At 61.4% G+C, this 15,607-nt stretch carries 17 protein-coding genes; 12 read left to right on the top strand and 5 right to left on the bottom strand.

The genetic code is table 11. The annotated features are described in order from the left end of the window. The first annotated feature begins 1,122 nt into the window (after positions 1-1,122). The 3 genes from NEZ08_RS09865 (at position 1,123) to NEZ08_RS09875 (ending at position 3,462) form a co-directional block, all read left to right on the top strand. The gene (locus NEZ08_RS09865) at positions 1,123-2,325 is read left to right on the top strand and encodes a TrmJ/YjtD family RNA methyltransferase (protein WP_298106431.1); all 1,203 of its coding nucleotides are present in this window, start codon (positions 1,123-1,125) and stop codon (positions 2,323-2,325) included. An 86-nt stretch (positions 2,326-2,411) separates the two neighbouring features. Beyond that, a complete protein-coding gene (gene cynS, locus NEZ08_RS09870) occupies positions 2,412-2,894 on the top strand; it encodes a cyanase (protein ID WP_298106432.1) in 483 nt (160 codons plus the stop codon). 172 nt (positions 2,895-3,066) lie between these two features. Then, positions 3,067-3,462 carry a hypothetical protein gene (locus NEZ08_RS09875; protein ID WP_298106433.1) on the top strand — a complete coding sequence of 132 codons (396 nt, stop codon included), beginning with the start codon at positions 3,067-3,069 and terminating at the stop codon, positions 3,460-3,462. 21 nt (positions 3,463-3,483) lie between these two features. Here the strand turns inward: NEZ08_RS09875 and NEZ08_RS09880 are convergent, their stop codons facing one another. Then, entirely contained in the window at positions 3,484-3,801 is a 318-nt protein-coding gene (locus tag NEZ08_RS09880) for a DUF1476 domain-containing protein (RefSeq protein ID WP_298106434.1), read from the bottom strand. A gap of 306 nt (positions 3,802-4,107) precedes the next feature. On the opposite strand from NEZ08_RS09880, the gene purC reads away from it, so the two are divergent. From purC to purL, 4 genes are read left to right on the top strand one after another with little or no spacing between them, the layout of a single operon-like run. Next, complete coding sequence (gene purC / locus NEZ08_RS09885; protein WP_156898738.1) at positions 4,108-4,875, top strand: phosphoribosylaminoimidazolesuccinocarboxamide synthase; 768 nt, start codon at positions 4,108-4,110, stop codon at positions 4,873-4,875. Positions 4,876-4,885: 10 nt separating this feature from the next. Next, entirely contained in the window at positions 4,886-5,128 is a 243-nt protein-coding gene (gene purS / locus NEZ08_RS09890; RefSeq protein WP_298106435.1) for a phosphoribosylformylglycinamidine synthase subunit PurS, read from the top strand. Between the two features lie 5 nt (positions 5,129-5,133). Then, a complete protein-coding gene (purQ, locus tag NEZ08_RS09895) occupies positions 5,134-5,835 on the top strand; it encodes a phosphoribosylformylglycinamidine synthase subunit PurQ (protein WP_298106436.1) in 702 nt (233 codons plus the stop codon). Positions 5,836-5,842: 7 nt separating this feature from the next. Then, positions 5,843-8,053, top strand: coding sequence for a phosphoribosylformylglycinamidine synthase subunit PurL (purL, locus tag NEZ08_RS09900; RefSeq protein WP_298106437.1), 2,211 nt, complete (start codon positions 5,843-5,845; stop codon positions 8,051-8,053). A 6-nt stretch (positions 8,054-8,059) separates the two neighbouring features. Here purL and NEZ08_RS09905 read toward each other — a convergent pair whose 3' ends face one another. Then, on the bottom strand, positions 8,060-9,319 hold the full coding sequence (locus tag NEZ08_RS09905) for an acyltransferase (protein WP_298106438.1): 1,260 nt from the start codon (positions 9,317-9,319) through the stop codon (positions 8,060-8,062). A gap of 188 nt (positions 9,320-9,507) precedes the next feature. On the opposite strand from NEZ08_RS09905, the gene NEZ08_RS09910 reads away from it, so the two are divergent. Beyond that, complete coding sequence (locus tag NEZ08_RS09910; RefSeq protein WP_298106439.1) at positions 9,508-9,681, top strand: DUF1328 domain-containing protein; 174 nt, start codon at positions 9,508-9,510, stop codon at positions 9,679-9,681. A 20-nt stretch (positions 9,682-9,701) separates the two neighbouring features. Here the strand turns inward: NEZ08_RS09910 and NEZ08_RS09915 are convergent, their stop codons facing one another. Further along, the gene (locus NEZ08_RS09915; RefSeq protein WP_298106440.1) at positions 9,702-10,061 is read right to left on the bottom strand and encodes a DUF427 domain-containing protein; all 360 of its coding nucleotides are present in this window, start codon (positions 10,059-10,061) and stop codon (positions 9,702-9,704) included. Between the two features lie 163 nt (positions 10,062-10,224). Between NEZ08_RS09915 and NEZ08_RS09920 the strand changes: the two genes are divergently transcribed. Next, positions 10,225-10,458 (top strand): BolA family transcriptional regulator, encoded by a 234-nt coding sequence (locus NEZ08_RS09920; RefSeq protein WP_298106441.1) that lies wholly within the window; start codon positions 10,225-10,227, stop codon positions 10,456-10,458. A 276-nt stretch (positions 10,459-10,734) separates the two neighbouring features. On the opposite strand, the gene egtD is transcribed toward NEZ08_RS09920, so the two are convergent. After that, entirely contained in the window at positions 10,735-11,706 is a 972-nt protein-coding gene (gene egtD / locus NEZ08_RS09925; protein ID WP_298106442.1) for an L-histidine N(alpha)-methyltransferase, read from the bottom strand. Between the two features lie 43 nt (positions 11,707-11,749). Further along, a complete protein-coding gene (gene egtB / locus NEZ08_RS09930) occupies positions 11,750-12,994 on the bottom strand; it encodes an ergothioneine biosynthesis protein EgtB (RefSeq protein ID WP_298106443.1) in 1,245 nt (414 codons plus the stop codon). A 313-nt stretch (positions 12,995-13,307) separates the two neighbouring features. On the opposite strand from egtB, the gene grxD reads away from it, so the two are divergent. The 3 genes from grxD to NEZ08_RS09945 all read left to right on the top strand — a co-directional run. After that, the gene (gene grxD / locus NEZ08_RS09935; RefSeq protein ID WP_298106444.1) at positions 13,308-13,640 is read left to right on the top strand and encodes a Grx4 family monothiol glutaredoxin; all 333 of its coding nucleotides are present in this window, start codon (positions 13,308-13,310) and stop codon (positions 13,638-13,640) included. Between the two features lies 1 nt (position 13,641). Next, positions 13,642-14,190, top strand: a complete 549-nt coding sequence (locus NEZ08_RS09940) for an O-acetyl-ADP-ribose deacetylase (protein WP_298106445.1) — start codon at positions 13,642-13,644, stop codon at positions 14,188-14,190. Positions 14,191-14,399: 209 nt separating this feature from the next. Then, the coding region (locus NEZ08_RS09945) for a serine hydrolase (RefSeq protein ID WP_298106446.1) at positions 14,400-15,607 on the top strand (1,208 nt) is incomplete at its 3' end.

Consider the following 15,607-nt stretch of genomic DNA (forward strand, 5'->3'; position numbering starts at 1 on the left):
TCTCCACGGCTCGATAGAAATGACATCGTCCGTGCACATCGCGGTACAAGCCAGCACCGCATCCGTCTGCGGCGTTTAGATCAGACCCTGTGAGCAACGAAAAAAGAAGGAATGCAGGAAGTGCAAAACACAACTTTGTCATAGGTGCCTCCGCCTCATAGGCCGAATGCACTCAACTATAGAATTCCATCTTTGCCGGCATTGATTTGTGTCAAACGGTCGGTGACGCTTCCTTGTCGCAAGAAGCGCAGGTTCGAGAATTTGAATGTGGGCTTCGGATCGTTCACGACGGATTTGGCAGGCGGCCTGCTAGTTGGTCTCCGCCTTGTCCGGAAATGGCAACGCACGCAAACTTTCGCTCGTTTATCTCCCTGCATTGCCGCCGATCGTCCTGACAAGTCCGATTTTGGCAAAGCAGCTTACCCGACGACGCTGCCGTCGCCGGGAGCACGCGGCATTGCGTCCGGGACACGAGGTATGCAACCGCTTTTTCCCTTGACAGAATTTTGCGCACCTCGAGTGATTTGCCCGTCGCGTTAAAGTGCCGCAGCTGTTTGCCTTGTGCCGTCGGGCAAATCACGGGCATTTCTCCGCGCGTTCCGTGCCCCTGGATAGAGGGGCGTTTCGCGATCGTCACTGAACGTAGGGCGCGGAATGCGATGGACGCTTTGGCTGCATGCGACGAACGCGGCCGAGGCGGACGGCGAAGCCGAGTGGTCCTGATATCTCGACGCTGATGTCAACCGGGTGACGATGCTGACGCATCGAACCGGGGATGGCGACAAAAAAGCCCGATCGCCAGGGAGAGCCCGGAGTAAGCCGTAAACCATCGCGCAGGGAATGCCGGATTGTTTCGGCGAACCTGTGGTGACTAACTCGTGTGCTTTCTTTCATTGCGCACGAGGCTGCGGGTGCGCCTGACACCCGGCATTCCCTGCGCCCTCTCATTTCCGGAGGGACGTGTCCTTGAAAACTCGGGCCGTATGCGGACCGCGAGAAAGCGGGCGCATGTGCGGAATTGTCTTGGATTATGCAGGCATCCGTCATAACGAATGCCGTGGCCCCGATGGGCGCCATGCAAGTGGCAAACGCCGCAAGACTGAATCGATTTAAGAAGCGTTGATGTCCGGCACCGACAAAACCAAGGCAGGCCTCGAACTCACCGGCCCGATCGTCATTCTGGTGGAACCGCAGCTCGGCGAGAATATCGGCATGGCGGCGCGCGCGATGGGCAACTTCGCGCTGTCGCGGCTTCGCATTGTCAATCCGCGCGACGGCTGGCCGAACATTGCCGCGCAGCGCGCGGCGGCCGGTGCCGATCACATCCTCGACGGTGCCGAACTGTTCGAGACAGTCGAAGCCGCGGTTGCCGATTGCTCGCTGCTGTTTGCGACCACTGCCCGCGCCCACGACCAGGCCAAGCCGGTGGTTGGGCCGGAAGCTGCCGCCGCCGAGACGGCCGGCCGGATCAAGGCGGGCGGCACGGTGGGCATTCTCTTCGGCCGGGAACGCTGGGGGCTGACCAACGAGGAGGTCGGGCTTTCCAACCGCATCATCACCTTTCCGGTGAATCCCGGTTTCGCCTCGCTCAACCTGGCGCAAGCGGTGCTGCTGGTCGGCTATGAATGGTTCAAGCTGTCGACTGCGGGTGCCTTGCCGTTTGCGATGCCCGAGCGCTCCGAACCTGCCTCGCAGCATCAGATGCAGGCCTTCTTCGACCACCTCGTGCGCGAACTGGACAAGGTGGAATTTCTGCGTCCCGCGGAAAAGCGGGACACCATGCTCGTCAACCTGCGCAACATCTTCACGCGGATGGAGCCGACCAAGCAGGACATGCACACCCTGCACGGCGTGGTGATGGCGATCGCGGAGGGACGCAAAGGTCCGGCAAAGGGCGGCGTGCTCGATGGCGAACAGGCGACGCGGCTGCGCGCACTGCTGGCCGAGCAGGGGCAGGGCGGCGCCGTTTCGGACGGCAGCAGCACCGTGCGGGGGCTCGCCCGTCTGCTCCGGCGCAATCCGACCGATGCCGAACGCGTGCTGTGGCAGGCGCTCACCCGCGATCGCCGTTTCGCGGGGCTGTTCAAGCGGCAGACGCCGGTCGGTCGCCAGATCCCCGACTTTGTCTCGTTCGTGCATCGGATCGCGCTCGAACTGACCAACGCCGGCGAATCCGATGCCATCATCAAGGATCGTGCCGAGCGGCGGATCTGGCTTCAGGCGCGTGGCTATCGCGTGCTCGACATGGCGGCCGCCGACGTTGAACGCGATTTGGCGCCCGAGCTTGAGCGGCTTCAGGCCCTGTTGCCGGGCAGCGCCACTTAGTATCCGCCTTTTTCTTTGGCTTCGCGCGCAGGGCAGGGCAGAATGCGCCTGCCGGGTCACCACGAGAACACCAAGGGGATAGACCCATGAAACGATCCGATCTCACCGAAAAGCTGCTCGACATCAAGCGCGAGAAAGGCTGGAGCTGGAAATACATCTGCGAAGCGATCGGCGGCTATTCGGAGGTGCTGATCGTCGGCGCCATCCTGGGGCAGATGAAGCTGACCAAGCCGCAGGCTGCGAACGCCGGCGAACTGTTCGGGCTCTCCAGGTCCGAGACTGCGATGCTCAACGAAGTGCCGATGCGCGGCATGCCGATGCCGCCGGCCGATCCCTTGCTCTACCGATTCTACGAACTCGTGATGGTCAACGGTCCGGCCTGGAAGGCCTTGATCGAGGAAGAGTTCGGCGACGGCATCATGTCGGCGATCGATTTCGACATGGCGATCGAACGCCAGCCCAATCCGAAGGGCGACCGCGTCAAGCTCACGATGTCCGGCAAGTTCCTGCCGTACAAATATTACGGCGCGAGCGGCAACGTGCCGGAATATGGATTCAAGGAGGGATGAGACGGGACGATGACGGGTGGATGACGTGCTGCGTCTCCACTCGTCCGCCTGCCTTGCTGGTTAATCCGGCGTGAAGCGGAACGCGGGATTTTGCGGAGGCAATTCGTCAATCTGCAATCCCCGGTTGATAGAACGGCACTGACGCCCACCTCTTCAGTTCCGGAGAACTTCAATGCCGTCTTTCAAGAGTGCGATCCTTGCGAGTGCGATCTTGCTTCTGGTTGTTCCTGCCGTCGCGCAAACCGGTCAGAGAATCTCAGTCGAGCAGTTCAATGCCGCCCCCAGGCAGGAAAACATGGTGCGCATTCAGAACAGCATCAGTTTCTTCCTCGCCGGGTCGACCGGCGAGGGCGATGACGCCCAGAAACTGCGCGAGAGAGCGCAGCGCGCCGTCTACGAGATGGCGGCGCACCAATGCGATATGCTTCGTGACGTCCTCGCCAAGGACTGCCGGCTGGAGACGGTCAACGTCAATGTCAATGCCAACAATACGCGGCAGTTCAATCAGCAGCAGGTCGAGGGGCTCAACGTGAGCGGTTCGATGGCCTTCCAGATCAGCCTGAAATAGGAGGGTTCCCGTCGGCCCGTGTCACGCCCCCGCTTTCACCTGAACGATGGCCTGTGCCAGCAGTTCGGTCATGTGCGCGCGAACGGCATCTTCCGTGATGCCTTTCGCCGAGAGGTCGCTCGTGAGCCTGGCCACGACCGCCTTCTCGCCGCCTTCCGCGAAGGCACTTGCGACCGTCTCCTTTGCGTATGCGGTGGCGGCATCGCCGGCGAGGCCCAGTTTCTCGGCGGCCCACAGGCCGAGCAGGCGGTTGCGGCGCGCCTCCGCCTTGAACTTCAGCTCCTCGTCGATGGCAAATCTCTTCTCAAAGGCTTCCTCGCGCTTGTCGAAGGTGGTCATGGCAAAAGTTCCTCTGCGGGGGGCCGTTTCGGCCTCGTTGCGGCGGGGCGGCCGCATCCCTAAATAATACTGTGAATTCAGAAGGTCACGTGCCGCAATGCCGCGGGCGAAAGGCGGTAAAACGAGGTTCTTCGAGGGCCGGATCGATTGTACTGGATAGGCCAATCGGATAGGGTCGATTCCAGGTCCGGTTCTCGTTCTGTTTCCTGTCCCTGGCCTTCACGGCAGCTCCGTCGTGGGTCATCCCCCTCTTGAGTATCCGGAGCACTCATATTCATGGATTTCAACAACACACGGTACATCCCAATGAGCCGTCGACGCCGCATTTATGAAGGCAAGGCCAAGGTTCTTTATGAAGGACCGGAGCCGGGGACCCTGATCCAGCACTTCAAGGATGATGCGACCGCGTTCAACAAGCAGAAACACCAGGTGATCGAGGGCAAGGGCGTCCTCAACAACCGGATTTCGGAGTACCTGTTTCAGCACCTCAACGACATCGGGGTGCCGACCCACTTCATCCGCCGTCTCAACATGCGCGAACAACTGATTCGCGAGGTGGAGATCGTGCCGCTCGAGGTCGTTGTACGGAATGTCGCGGCTGGATCGCTGTCGCAGCGCCTCGGCATCGAGGAAGGTACCCAGCTGCCGCGGTCGATCATCGAATTCTATTACAAGAACGACCAGTTGAACGACCCCATGGTCTCCGAGGAGCACATCACGGCGTTCGGCTGGGCGACACCCCAGGAGATCGACGACATCATGGCGCTGGCCATCCGCGTCAACGACTTCCTCACCGGACTGTTTCTCGGCATCGGCATTCGTCTGGTGGATTTCAAAATGGAATGCGGACGTCTGTTCGAAAACGAGATGATGCGGATCATCGTCGCCGACGAGATCTCGCCGGATTCGTGCCGGCTGTGGGACATCAAGTCGAACGAGAAGCTCGACAAGGATCGCTTCCGCAGGGATCTCGGCGGTCTCCTGGAAGCCTACACGGAAGTAGCCAAGCGCCTGGGGATTCTGATGGAGAACGAGCGGCCTGCCGGTTCAGGCCCTGTGCTGGTAAAGGGATGAGGGCATTTCCGTGAAGGCGCGCGTCACTGTCACCCTCAAATCCGGCATCCTCGATCCGCAGGGCAAGGCCATCGAAGGCGCGCTGAAGTCGCTCGGCGTCGATGGCATCGCCAGCGTCCGCCAGGGCAAGGTCTTCGACATCGAGCTTGCGGGCGCCGACAAGGCGAAAGCCGAAGCGGCGCTGAAGCAGGCTGCCGACAAGCTGCTCGCCAACACCGTGATCGAGAATTACCGGGTCGAGGTTTTGGGCTAGCTGGCATGAAATCCGCCGTTCTCGTCTTTCCCGGAATCAATCGCGAGCGCGACATGGCGCGCGCATTGAAGCTCGCCTCCGGCAACGAAGCCGCCATGGTCTGGCACGCCGAGACGTCACTGCCCGATGGCACGGACCTCGTGGTGGTGCCGGGCGGCTTCTCTTACGGCGATTACCTGCGATGCGGCGCGATCGCCGCGCGCGCGCCGGTCATGGATGCGGTGCGCGATTTCGCCGCCAAGGGCGGCCTCGTGCTCGGTGTCTGCAACGGCTTTCAGATCCTGTGCGAGGCGGGACTCTTGCCGGGCGTGCTGATGCGCAACGCCGGCTTGAAATTCGTCTGCAAGGAAGTTCACCTGCGGGTCGAGCGTTCGAACACGCCGTTCACCCGCGGTTACAATGCCGGCCAGGTCATCCGCGTGCCGGTCGCCCACGGTGAGGGCAACTACGAAGCCGACGAAAAGACGCTGGAGCGGCTCGAAGGGGAAGGACGCGTGCTCTACCGCTATTGCTCGCCCGATGGCACGGTGGACGAGCAGGCCAATATCAACGGCGCGGCGCATTCGATCGCCGGCATCATCAACGAGCGCGGCAATGTGCTCGGCATGATGCCGCATCCGGAAAATCACGTCGAAGACATCATGGGCTGTACCGACGGCCGTGGCCTGTTTGCCGGCTTGGCGGCTCATCTGGATCGGGCAGCCTGATCATCCGATGCTTACCAACGAACCGCAAATCACCCCCGAACTCATCGCCGCGCACGGTCTCAAGCCGGATGAGTATGAGCGCATCCTGAAACTGATCGGGCGCGTGCCGACTTTCACTGAGCTCGGCATTTTTTCGGCGATGTGGAACGAGCATTGCTCGTACAAATCCTCGCGCATCCATCTGCGCGGCCTGCCCACCAAGGCACCCTGGGTGATCCAGGGCCCCGGCGAGAACGCCGGCGTCATCGATATCGGCGATGGCCAGGCCGTGGTGTTCAAGATGGAAAGCCACAATCATCCGAGCTACATCGAGCCCTACCAGGGCGCGACCACCGGCGTCGGCGGCATTTTGCGCGACGTCTTCACCATGGGCGCGCGCCCCATCGCCTGCCTCAATGCCCTTTCCTTTGGCGCGCCGGAGCATCCCAAGACGCGGCATCTGGTGTCGGGCGTGGTCGCCGGCGTCGGCGGTTATGGCAATTCGTTCGGCGTGCCGACCGTCGGCGGGCAGGTGCGTTTCCACACCCGCTACGACGGCAATATTCTCGTCAACGCCATGGCGGTTGGTCTCGCTGACGCCGACAAGATATTCTATGCCGCAGCCTCCGGCGTGAACATGCCGATAGTCTATCTCGGCTCCAAGACCGGACGTGACGGCATCCACGGCGCATCGATGGCGTCGGCTGAATTCGACGACGACTCTGCCGAGAAGCGCCCGACCGTGCAGGTCGGCGCTCCCTTCGCCGAAAAGCTATTGCTCGAAGCCTGCCTGGAAATCATGGCGGCCGACTGCGTGATCGCGATCCAGGACATGGGAGCTGCGGGGCTCACCTGCTCGGCAGTCGAGATGGGGGCCAAGGGGGATCTCGGCGTCGACCTCGATCTCGACGCGGTGCCGACGCGAGAAATCGGCATGAGCGCCTACGAGATGATGCTATCGGAAAGCCAGGAGCGCATGCTCATGGTGCTCAAGCCCGAGAAGGAAAAAGAGGCCGAGGCGATTTTCCGCAAATGGGGGCTCGATTTCGCGGTGGTCGGCTACACCACGCCGAGCAAGCGCTTCCGCGTCAAACACGGCGGCGACATCATGGCCGACCTGCCGATCAAGGAACTCGGCGATGAAGCTCCGGTCTATGATCGGCCGCATGTCGCCCAGCCAGCGAGGCCGGTGATTGCCGCGCGCGAGGTCGTGCCGCCGGTGGGCGTTGCGCAGGCGCTTGCGAAGCTGATCGCGACGCCCGAACTCTGTTCGAAGCGCTGGGTCTGGGAGCAGTACGACCACGTCATTTTAGGCAATACCGTGCAGCGGCCGGGCGGCGATGCCGCCGTCGTGCGTGTTCAGGACGGGCCCAAGGGGCTTGCACTCACCGTCGACGTCACGCCCCGTTATTGCGAGGCGGATCCGGTGGAAGGCGGCAAGCAGGCCGTCGCGGAAGCCTGGCGCAATATCACCGCTGTTGGCGGACGGCCGCTGGCGATTACGGATAATCTCAATTTCGGCAACCCGGAACGGCCCGAGATCATGGGCCAGTTCGTCGGCTGCCTGAAGGGCATTTCGGAAGCCTGCCGCGCGCTCGATTTCCCGGTCGTGTCGGGCAACGTCTCACTCTACAATGAAACCAACGGCCGCGGAATCCTGCCGACACCCTCGATCGGCGGCGTGGGCGTGCTCGATGATTTCACCAAGTCGGCGACGCTGGCGTTCAAGGCTGCGGATGAGGCGATCCTTCTGATCGGCGATACGCAAGGCTGGCTCGGCCAATCCGTCTACCTGCGCGATATCTGCGGCCGCGAGGAGGGCGCACCGCCGCCGGTCGACCTCGCCGCCGAAAAGCGCAACGGTGACGTGGTGCGCGGCATGATTCATGCCGGAACGGCGACCGCGGCGCACGACCTTTCCGATGGCGGATTGCTGGTTGCGGTGGCCGAGATGGCAATGGTCAGCGGCATCGGCGCGCAGCTGCTGGCCGCGCCGGCAGCGATCGTCCCGCATGCATTCTGGTTCGGCGAGGACCAGGCGCGCTACATCGTGACCGTTCCTGCCGGGGAGGCTGGCCTCGTGCTCGCCAAGATGAAGGGCGCGGGCGTGCCGTGCATGCGGATCGGCACCACGGGCGGAGGCGCGATCGCCATCGCCGGCGAAAATCCGGTGTCGGTGGCCTCGTTGAAGAGTGATTTCGAGGCTTGGCTTCCCGCCTATATGGCAGGAAGCGCCTGACAAGATCTACAGCACGTGCTTGATCCCGGGAATCCGGCGCAAGGCGAGCGTCGCGAGCCAGCTGCTCGCAAGCGCCAGCACAAAGACAATCAGCGCCTTCAGGATCGCGGTTGCCTGCGAATTTGGGGCCAGCGTAATGCCGAACAGGGCGTATTGCAGCCAGAGCACCGGGACATAGTGGATCAGGAAGATTCCGAATGAACTTTCGCGCAGGCGATCAAGGATGCTCGAACCGCTGTTCTCGAATTTGAGGAACAGCGCGAGCAGATTGATGGTTTGCGCAGCGCTGAAGCTGGCGAAAAAGAAGGCATGCACGTTGTCCCACCCCTGCGGCGGGTTGTTGGGGTCGGGCAGGAATTCCCGCTTGTAATAGATAAGCCCGATAAGTCCGGCATAGGTCACGATCGTGGCCGCAAGCCACAGCGGCCATCGCCGCGCCAATTCGCCGCCCGGAGATAAAAGGCTGCTGTCTGCGTGGACGGCACCGATGCCAACGCCCACGAAGAAGTACAGCAGGTAAAGGAGAATGCGGTCCGACTGAACCGCAAGCGGTCCCAGCGTGAACCATTGCGCGATCCCGAAATGGTGGTCGAGAGGCATGTAGACCACGAGCGACGCGGCGAGAAACATGCAGAAGGCGTAAGCCGGATTTTCAAGCTTCGCGGTCGCCACGTGTCCGATGGCTTCGACAGAACCCGGCGCGACGAGATAGACCACGGCCGCCAGCATGTCGAATGCCAGTAGCACGCCGAGGAACCAGATCGGGCCGCTCTCCCAGGGACCAACCGTCACGGTCTTCCACCAGAATGCGATGAAGCCTGCGCCCGAGCCCGAGTGGCGAAGCTCGACCGCATAATAGGCGAGCGGCATCAGACACACGGCGCCGAAGGCAAAAGGCAGGCCGAGGCGCAACCAGCGTCCCCGCAGGAAAGTGGCCACTCCCTTGCGTTGCAGGCTGGGCCAGGTGAACAGTCCCGAGAGCAGGAACATCGCTGCCATGAAGAAGCTGTCGTTGAAGGTCACGACCGCATCAAAAAACAGAAACCACTGCCGGTCGGTCTGGCCGTAGTAGGTGTAGGGGATCACCGAGTGGTGGATCAGTACCAGCAGGATAATGAACGTACGCATCCGGTCGAAGGCTGCGTTCCGCGCGCCCGCAGCCGTCACGGTTCGTTTGCCCTCCGCCAATGAACTGACAATAACCGCCATTCGCGCCCCCGCGTGCTGGATCGCGCGGATGTTGATGCGGATCAAGCGATTCAACAAGACCTGCCCGCCGCAGGACTGATGCAAGCGGCGCATGGCGTCAGCGGCGCCAGCGAGACGGGGTGAATTCCAGCGACCTCCCCTCGCGACCGCAGCGCACCCGCCCCGGGGACAATGGAACTTTGGTGAAAGACCCGAAGTTAAACTGACAAGACCGCCAGCCCGGCGGCTGACGGTGGAGGTAACCCATGACGCTTTTGAAGTGGGCGCTTATTTTCTTTGTGATATCCGTGATCGCCGGCATTCTTGGCTTCACGGGCATTTCGGCGGCGTCGGCCGACGTCGCACGGATTCTGTTCTATATCTTCGTGGTGATCTTCCTGATCCTGTTGATTTTGGGTCTCACGATCTTCCGGGTCTAGAGGCGTCGGTCTTCCTTGGCCTACGCCACTTCCTCGATGTTGACCTTGTCGGGATAGAAAGCGAGGTGACCGGAGATTTCTTCCATGGCTGGAAACGGCGTCTCATAGGTCCAGATCGCGTCCGCAATGGTCTTGCCGTCGGCGACGATGCTGAAATAATTCGCATCTCCCTTGTAAGGACAATGCGTCACCCGCTCGCTGCGCTTGAGCAGCGCCATGTTGGCGTCCTTGCGCGGCACGTAATTCACAGCAGGATAGCTTGCTTCCTTCAACGTCAACGCGTCGCTGCTCTCGGCGATGACCACACCACCAGCTGTCACGCGCACGCGGCGCGGGTTTGCCGAAATCGTGATCGGGTGGTCGGGGCCTGGTAGCTTCATGATTGTCACCCTCCGGCCCGCCAAGGTGCAGGCCTTCCGTATGATCGCCGCGCAAATATAGTGGGAGAAGGCGTGACCCAGAAGACCATTCGCGCTAAATTGAAGGGTAGTGGCTCGGCTGACTCGGGGTCGCTCGCGGTGATGCGAAAGGGAGATATCTGGAATGCCAATGGATGCCCGCGATATTGAAACGATGATCAAGACCGCGATTCCCGATGCAACGGTTACCATCCGGGACCTCGCAGGGGACGGCGATCATTACGCGGCAACCGTCATTTCGGAATCGTTTCGCGGCAAATCGCGCGTCCAGCAACACCAGATCGTCTATCAGTCCCTGAAGGGACAGATGGGCGGAGTGCTCCATGCCCTCGCCCTACAAACCGGCGTTCCGGAATGAGACGAGACGGTCGGGCGGCTGGGAGCTGAAAGAGAGGCAGAGCAGGGCCTCGCGTTATGGGAGACCGAGCGCGGGACGTTATTTCGTCCTATTGTGCCGAACCAGTATAGCCGGGTCACTCAGGCGGAGTTGTTATTCGATCTCGTATTCGTGGTAAGGCAGCCCACACTCTGCGGCGCATTTCACCCGCTTGGCGAAGTTTCGGCGGCCTGCTGATGCTCAGCGTGTGCTGGTCGCGGCTTGGGAATCGCTTTCACTGCGGAGCAGTCCTGGGAGTCAGTCGGCAGACGCCAGCGCATGAACCGAAAACATCCCCTCGCGGTCCGTCCAGGTCTCGAGAAGCCTCCAGCCCGAGACCCGGGCGAGCAGAGCAAAACGCTCGATCGAGTATTTATAGCTGTTCTCGGTGTGAATGCTCTCGCCAGGCCGAAATGAGAATTTTTGCCCGAGCACCTCGGCGGTCAACGCTTTCTTGCTGATCAGATGCATCTCGATGCGATGGCGGTCGCGGTTGTAGATCGCCCGATGGATGAATGCGCCGACATCGAAATCGCCGCCGAGTTCGCGGTTGATGCGGTGAAGCACATTGAGATTGAACCGTGCAGTAATACCAGCCCGGTCGTTATAGGCCTCGTACAGCGTCCGCTCATCCTTTTCGAGGTCGACGCCGATGATCATCCGGGCGCCTTGGCCGAGAATTGCCCGCGCGTTCTTCAGGAAGGTGCAGGCTTCGCCGGGCTCGAAATTGCCGAGCGTCGAGCCGGGGAAGAAACCAACCTTGGGCATATTGCCTACGGCCTCCGGCAACTCGAACGGCGCGGTGAAATCAGCGGTGACAGGATAGACGCGCAGTGCGGGATAATCCGTGCGCAAGGCTTGCGCCTGCGCTCTCAGGAAATCGCCTGATATGTCGACGGGAACGTAGGCGCTCAGCCGGCACGCGCCGAGCAGCAGCCGTACCTTGGTGGTGGCGCCGGCGCCGAATTCGACCAGAGCCGCGCCGTCCGGAATGATCGCCGATATCGCAGTTGCATGGTCGCGCAGGATCGAAAGCTCGGTGCGGGTCGGATAGTATTCCGGCAAGACGGTAATCTGTTCGAACAGTTCGGATCCGGCCGCATCGTAGAAATATTTCGGCGAGAGCCGCTTGGGTGCCCGCGACAGATCCTCGATCACGTCTTGTGCGAAGGCCGAGGTCGGTTCATCGAGATGGTGCGTTTCGGCCAGAGCGGTGGCGTGCACGTTCATGACAATCTCCCGGCGCTTTCCGGCGCGCAATTGAAGCGAGTTGCTAACTGGCGTAGTCGGCGAGCCTCAGGCCCGTGAACTGCCAGCGGTGGTGCGGGTAAAAGAAGTTGCGATAGGTGACTCGGCTATGACCATCGGGCGTCGCCAGGGATGAACCGCGCAGCACCAGCTGGTTGACCATGAACTTGCCGTTGTATTCGCCGAGTGCGCCCTCGGTCGCCCGGTACCCGGGGTAGGACGAATAGGCGCTGCGGGTCCACTGCCAGACGAGGCCGAATGCGTCGCCGAGAACACCGGCACGGGCCGCAACTTCCCATTCCATTTCGGTGGGCAGGTGCTTGCCGCGCCAGCGCGCAAAAGCGTCGGCCTCGTAATAACTGACGTGACAGACCGGCGCTGCGGGGTCGACCGGCTGCAATCCGGCCAGCGTCATGATGTGCCATTGGCCCTCGATCTCGCGCCAATGGCCGGGCGCCTGCCACTGTTCGGCGGTGGCAGCTGCAAAGCCATCCATCAGCCAAAGCGTCGGCATGGTGTAGCCGCCGTCCGCCATGAACGCGATCCACTCGGCGTTGGTGACGAGGTTGCGCGCCAGGCGTACCGGGCCTACCAGTGCGCGGTGGACGGGCTTTTCGTTGTCGAAATGAAAGCTGTCGCCGGCATGCCCTATGCTGTGGATGCCCTCGTTGATCTCGATCCACCGCTCACCCGGGCCGCTTGCGGCGGGAAAGCGCCACGATGGATCATAGGCCGGGCAGATCGGGTTTTGCGCAAAGGCGTGCAGGATGTCGGTGAACATCAATTCCTGATGCTGCTGCTCGTGGTTGAGACCGACCTCCATCAGGGGAGAGATTTCGGCCAATTTTTCATCATCCGCTTCATGAAGAAATCTCACCACCGCCGCATCGACATAACGGCGATAGGCGGTTACTTCGTCGGCGCTTGGCCTGGTGAGGTCGCCGCGCCTGGCGCGGGCATGGCGCGGTCCGGCGCTGACGTAATAGGAGTTGAACAGGAAGGCGTAGTCAGGATGGTAGGGTTTGTACCCCGCACTATGCTCCACGAGCAGAAATTGCTCGAAAAACCAGGTGGTATGGGCGCGGTGCCATTTGGTCGGGCTGGCGTCCGGCATGGACTGGACCAGCTGGTCCTCGGCGCTTAACGGTGCGGCGCGACGCTCTGTCTCTTTTCGCACTGCAAGAAAGGCCTCGGTGAGGTGGTTGGCGAGGCCTGATTCCGTGGAAAACAACGACGGCAGAGAGGCGATGGCGGATGCGGACTTCGTCACTAGCGTCTCCGAGTCGAAAAAGGAGAACGTCGGCCTCGAAGGGTAGTTCCTCGAGAACGGTCCGTCCTAGATAGGAGTTCCTATCCGGGAAAAAAGCCTCCGATCCCGTTGAAATACGGAGCCATCGCGCGCCTGTGACTACCCGGCGGTCTCCATGGAGACCGCAGGCATCCCGGCATGGAAGGTCCGACCGCCAAATTGCTTTGGATGCACAATCGTTTCGGGTACATATATGGGAGTTGTGCGGCTGCGAGGCGTGACGCCGGAAAGCCCGGTCGGCGTGGGCCGTTTCCCCCGCCCAAGAGGAAGAGATATGAGCATCGAGCAATTCATCGACAACGAAGTGAAGTCGAACGACGTCGTGCTGTTCATGAAGGGCACGCCGCAGTTTCCGCAGTGCGGATTCTCCGGACAGGTCGTGCAGATCCTCGACCACATCGGCGTCGGCTACAAAGGTCTTAACGTCCTGGAGTCAAGCGAGCTTCGTAACGGCATCAAAACCTATTCGAACTGGCCGACCATTCCCCAGCTCTACGTAAAGGGCGAATTTGTCGGCGGCTGCGATATCGTGCGCGAAATGTTCCAGGCCGGCGAATTGCAGCAGCTCTTCGCCGACAAGGGCGTGCCGGTCTCGACCGCCGCCTGACTTGAAGGCCCGCCAAATCGGCGGCGTGCGGCTTGAAGTCGCCGTCGCCGACATCACGACGCTGCCCGTCGATGCCATCGTCAATGCCGCCAACACCACCCTGCTTGGCGGCGGCGGCGTCGATGGGGCTATCCATCGTGGCGCGGGACCTCAATTGCTGGAAGAATGCCGCAGGCTCGGCGGCTGCGCGACCGGCGATGCCAAGATCACCAGCGGTTATCTGCTGCCGGCCAGCCATGTCATTCACGCGGTTGGGCCGGTGTGGAATGGCGGCAAACGCGGTGAGGATCAATTGCTCGCCTCCTGCTATTTCCGCGCTATTCAGCTCTGCCGCGAAAAGGCCCTCGCGTCGATTGCCTTTCCGGCAATCTCCACCGGCGTGTACCGTTTCCCGGCCGATCGCGCGGCCCGGATCGCGGTCTCGACGACGATCGAGGCTCTGCCGTCTGCCGTTTCAGTTCAGCGCGTGATTTTTTGCTGCTTCTCGCGCGAAAGCGCCCGTCTGCACGAACAGGCACTGGGTGAATTCGGCGAGCCTTGTGCCGACTGAGCCACTCGCTAAACTTTGCGCTCACTGGAGCTCTGATTTCGAAGTTCGCGTGATATCGCGGTGACCCTCGATGCGAACTTCGGAATCAAAGGAGCTCTAGCAAGATATTGATTCCGGTACGGCTTTGAATTTGAAGTTCCTGTGACGAAGTCGCAAGCCACACTGATAGGAACTTCAATTTCACCGTACTGGCAGGCGGCGAGCAAATCATGAGATTTCGGGGCATTGGCGGCGTCTTGCGTTTTCATCTCGCGGCGCTGGCATTTTTGCTGGCTGCACTCGCAAGCAGTATTGCCTCAGCAGAATCACGGCTTGCCGTCTCCGACAGTTTCTCCCGCGAAGGCCTGGCACAGGTCCGCAACTATCTGGCGAACGAAGTCGCAACCGCCAAGATTCCCGGCGCGGTTCTCCTGATTCAGCAGCACGGCCGGCCGGCTCTGTTCGAAAGCTATGGCTTGAGAAATCCCCACCGCCAAAGTCCGATGACCAAGGACGCGATTTTCCGGCTCTATTCGATGTCGAAGCCGATAACATCCGTCGCCGCCATGATGCTGGTGGACGACGGCAAGATGTCGCTCGATGACCCCTTGTCGAAGTTCATCCCGGCATTCTCCGACACGCGCGTTGCAGTGGAGCGTGATGAGAACGGCACGGCCGTACTGGCCACCGAACCTCTTATCCGCCCGATCCGGGTTCGTGACCTGCTTCGTCAGACCTCCGGCATCACCTACGGCTTTTATGGCGACAGTCCCGTCCGCAAGCTCTATGCAGCGAGCGGATTATTCGAGGGCGATTTCGATAATGCGGAGTTTGCCCAGCGATTGGCTAAACTGCCGCTGGCGGAGCAGCCGGGCACGGTCTGGGATTATGGGCATTCGACCGACATCCTTGGCCGCGTCATCGAGGTGATCTCAGGAAAATCGCTGTATCAATTCGAGAAGGAGCGGTTGCTCGATCCGCTCGGCATGCGTGATACCGCCTTTCACGTCGATGGCTCCAAGCGCGATCGCGTGGTCGAGCCGCTGCCCGGCGATCGCTTCAAGGGATCGATCGCCGGTCTTGGCGACCCGGTCCTGCGACGGCGCTGGGAATCGGGCGGGGCAGGCATGGTCGGCACCATTGGCGATTATGCGCGCTTCGCGCAGATGCTGCTCAGCGGCGGTACGCTCGACGGCAGGCAGTATCTCAAACCCGAGACGGTCAAACTGATGGCATCGGACCAACTGGGGCCGGCAGCGAAGGTCGCCCACGACCAGTACTACTTTCCGGGCAGCGATAGCAGCTTTGGTCTTGGATTTGCCGTCCGAACGGTTGGGAACCCTCCGCTTCCAGCCGGTGAATATCGCTGGGACGGCGTCGGCGGCACCTTCTTCTTCATCGATCCCAGCCACGACCTGTTTGCGATCTGCATGATGCA

The sequence above is a fragment of the Bradyrhizobium sp. genome, assembly GCF_027451485.1.
Classification (GTDB): domain Bacteria; phylum Pseudomonadota; class Alphaproteobacteria; order Rhizobiales; family Xanthobacteraceae; genus Bradyrhizobium.

What these genes read in the sequence shown, in the direction of transcription:
- NEZ08_RS09865 (WP_298106431.1), top strand. Translation starts at nt 1,123, where the DNA reads ATGTCCGGCACCGACAAAACCAAGGCAGGCCTCGAACTCACCGGCCCG.
- cynS (WP_298106432.1), top strand. Translation starts at nt 2,412, where the DNA reads ATGAAACGATCCGATCTCACCGAAAAGCTGCTCGACATCAAGCGCGAG.
- NEZ08_RS09875 (WP_298106433.1), top strand. Translation starts at nt 3,067, where the DNA reads ATGCCGTCTTTCAAGAGTGCGATCCTTGCGAGTGCGATCTTGCTTCTG.
- NEZ08_RS09880 (WP_298106434.1), bottom strand. Translation starts at nt 3,801, where the DNA reads ATGACCACCTTCGACAAGCGCGAGGAAGCCTTTGAGAAGAGATTTGCC.
- purC (WP_156898738.1), top strand. Translation starts at nt 4,108, where the DNA reads ATGAGCCGTCGACGCCGCATTTATGAAGGCAAGGCCAAGGTTCTTTAT.
- purQ (WP_298106436.1), top strand. Translation starts at nt 5,134, where the DNA reads ATGAAATCCGCCGTTCTCGTCTTTCCCGGAATCAATCGCGAGCGCGAC.
- purL (WP_298106437.1), top strand. Translation starts at nt 5,843, where the DNA reads ATGCTTACCAACGAACCGCAAATCACCCCCGAACTCATCGCCGCGCAC.
- NEZ08_RS09910 (WP_298106439.1), top strand. Translation starts at nt 9,508, where the DNA reads ATGACGCTTTTGAAGTGGGCGCTTATTTTCTTTGTGATATCCGTGATC.
- NEZ08_RS09915 (WP_298106440.1), bottom strand. Translation starts at nt 10,061, where the DNA reads ATGAAGCTACCAGGCCCCGACCACCCGATCACGATTTCGGCAAACCCG.
- NEZ08_RS09920 (WP_298106441.1), top strand. Translation starts at nt 10,225, where the DNA reads ATGCCAATGGATGCCCGCGATATTGAAACGATGATCAAGACCGCGATT.
- egtD (WP_298106442.1), bottom strand. Translation starts at nt 11,706, where the DNA reads ATGAACGTGCACGCCACCGCTCTGGCCGAAACGCACCATCTCGATGAA.
- grxD (WP_298106444.1), top strand. Translation starts at nt 13,308, where the DNA reads ATGAGCATCGAGCAATTCATCGACAACGAAGTGAAGTCGAACGACGTC.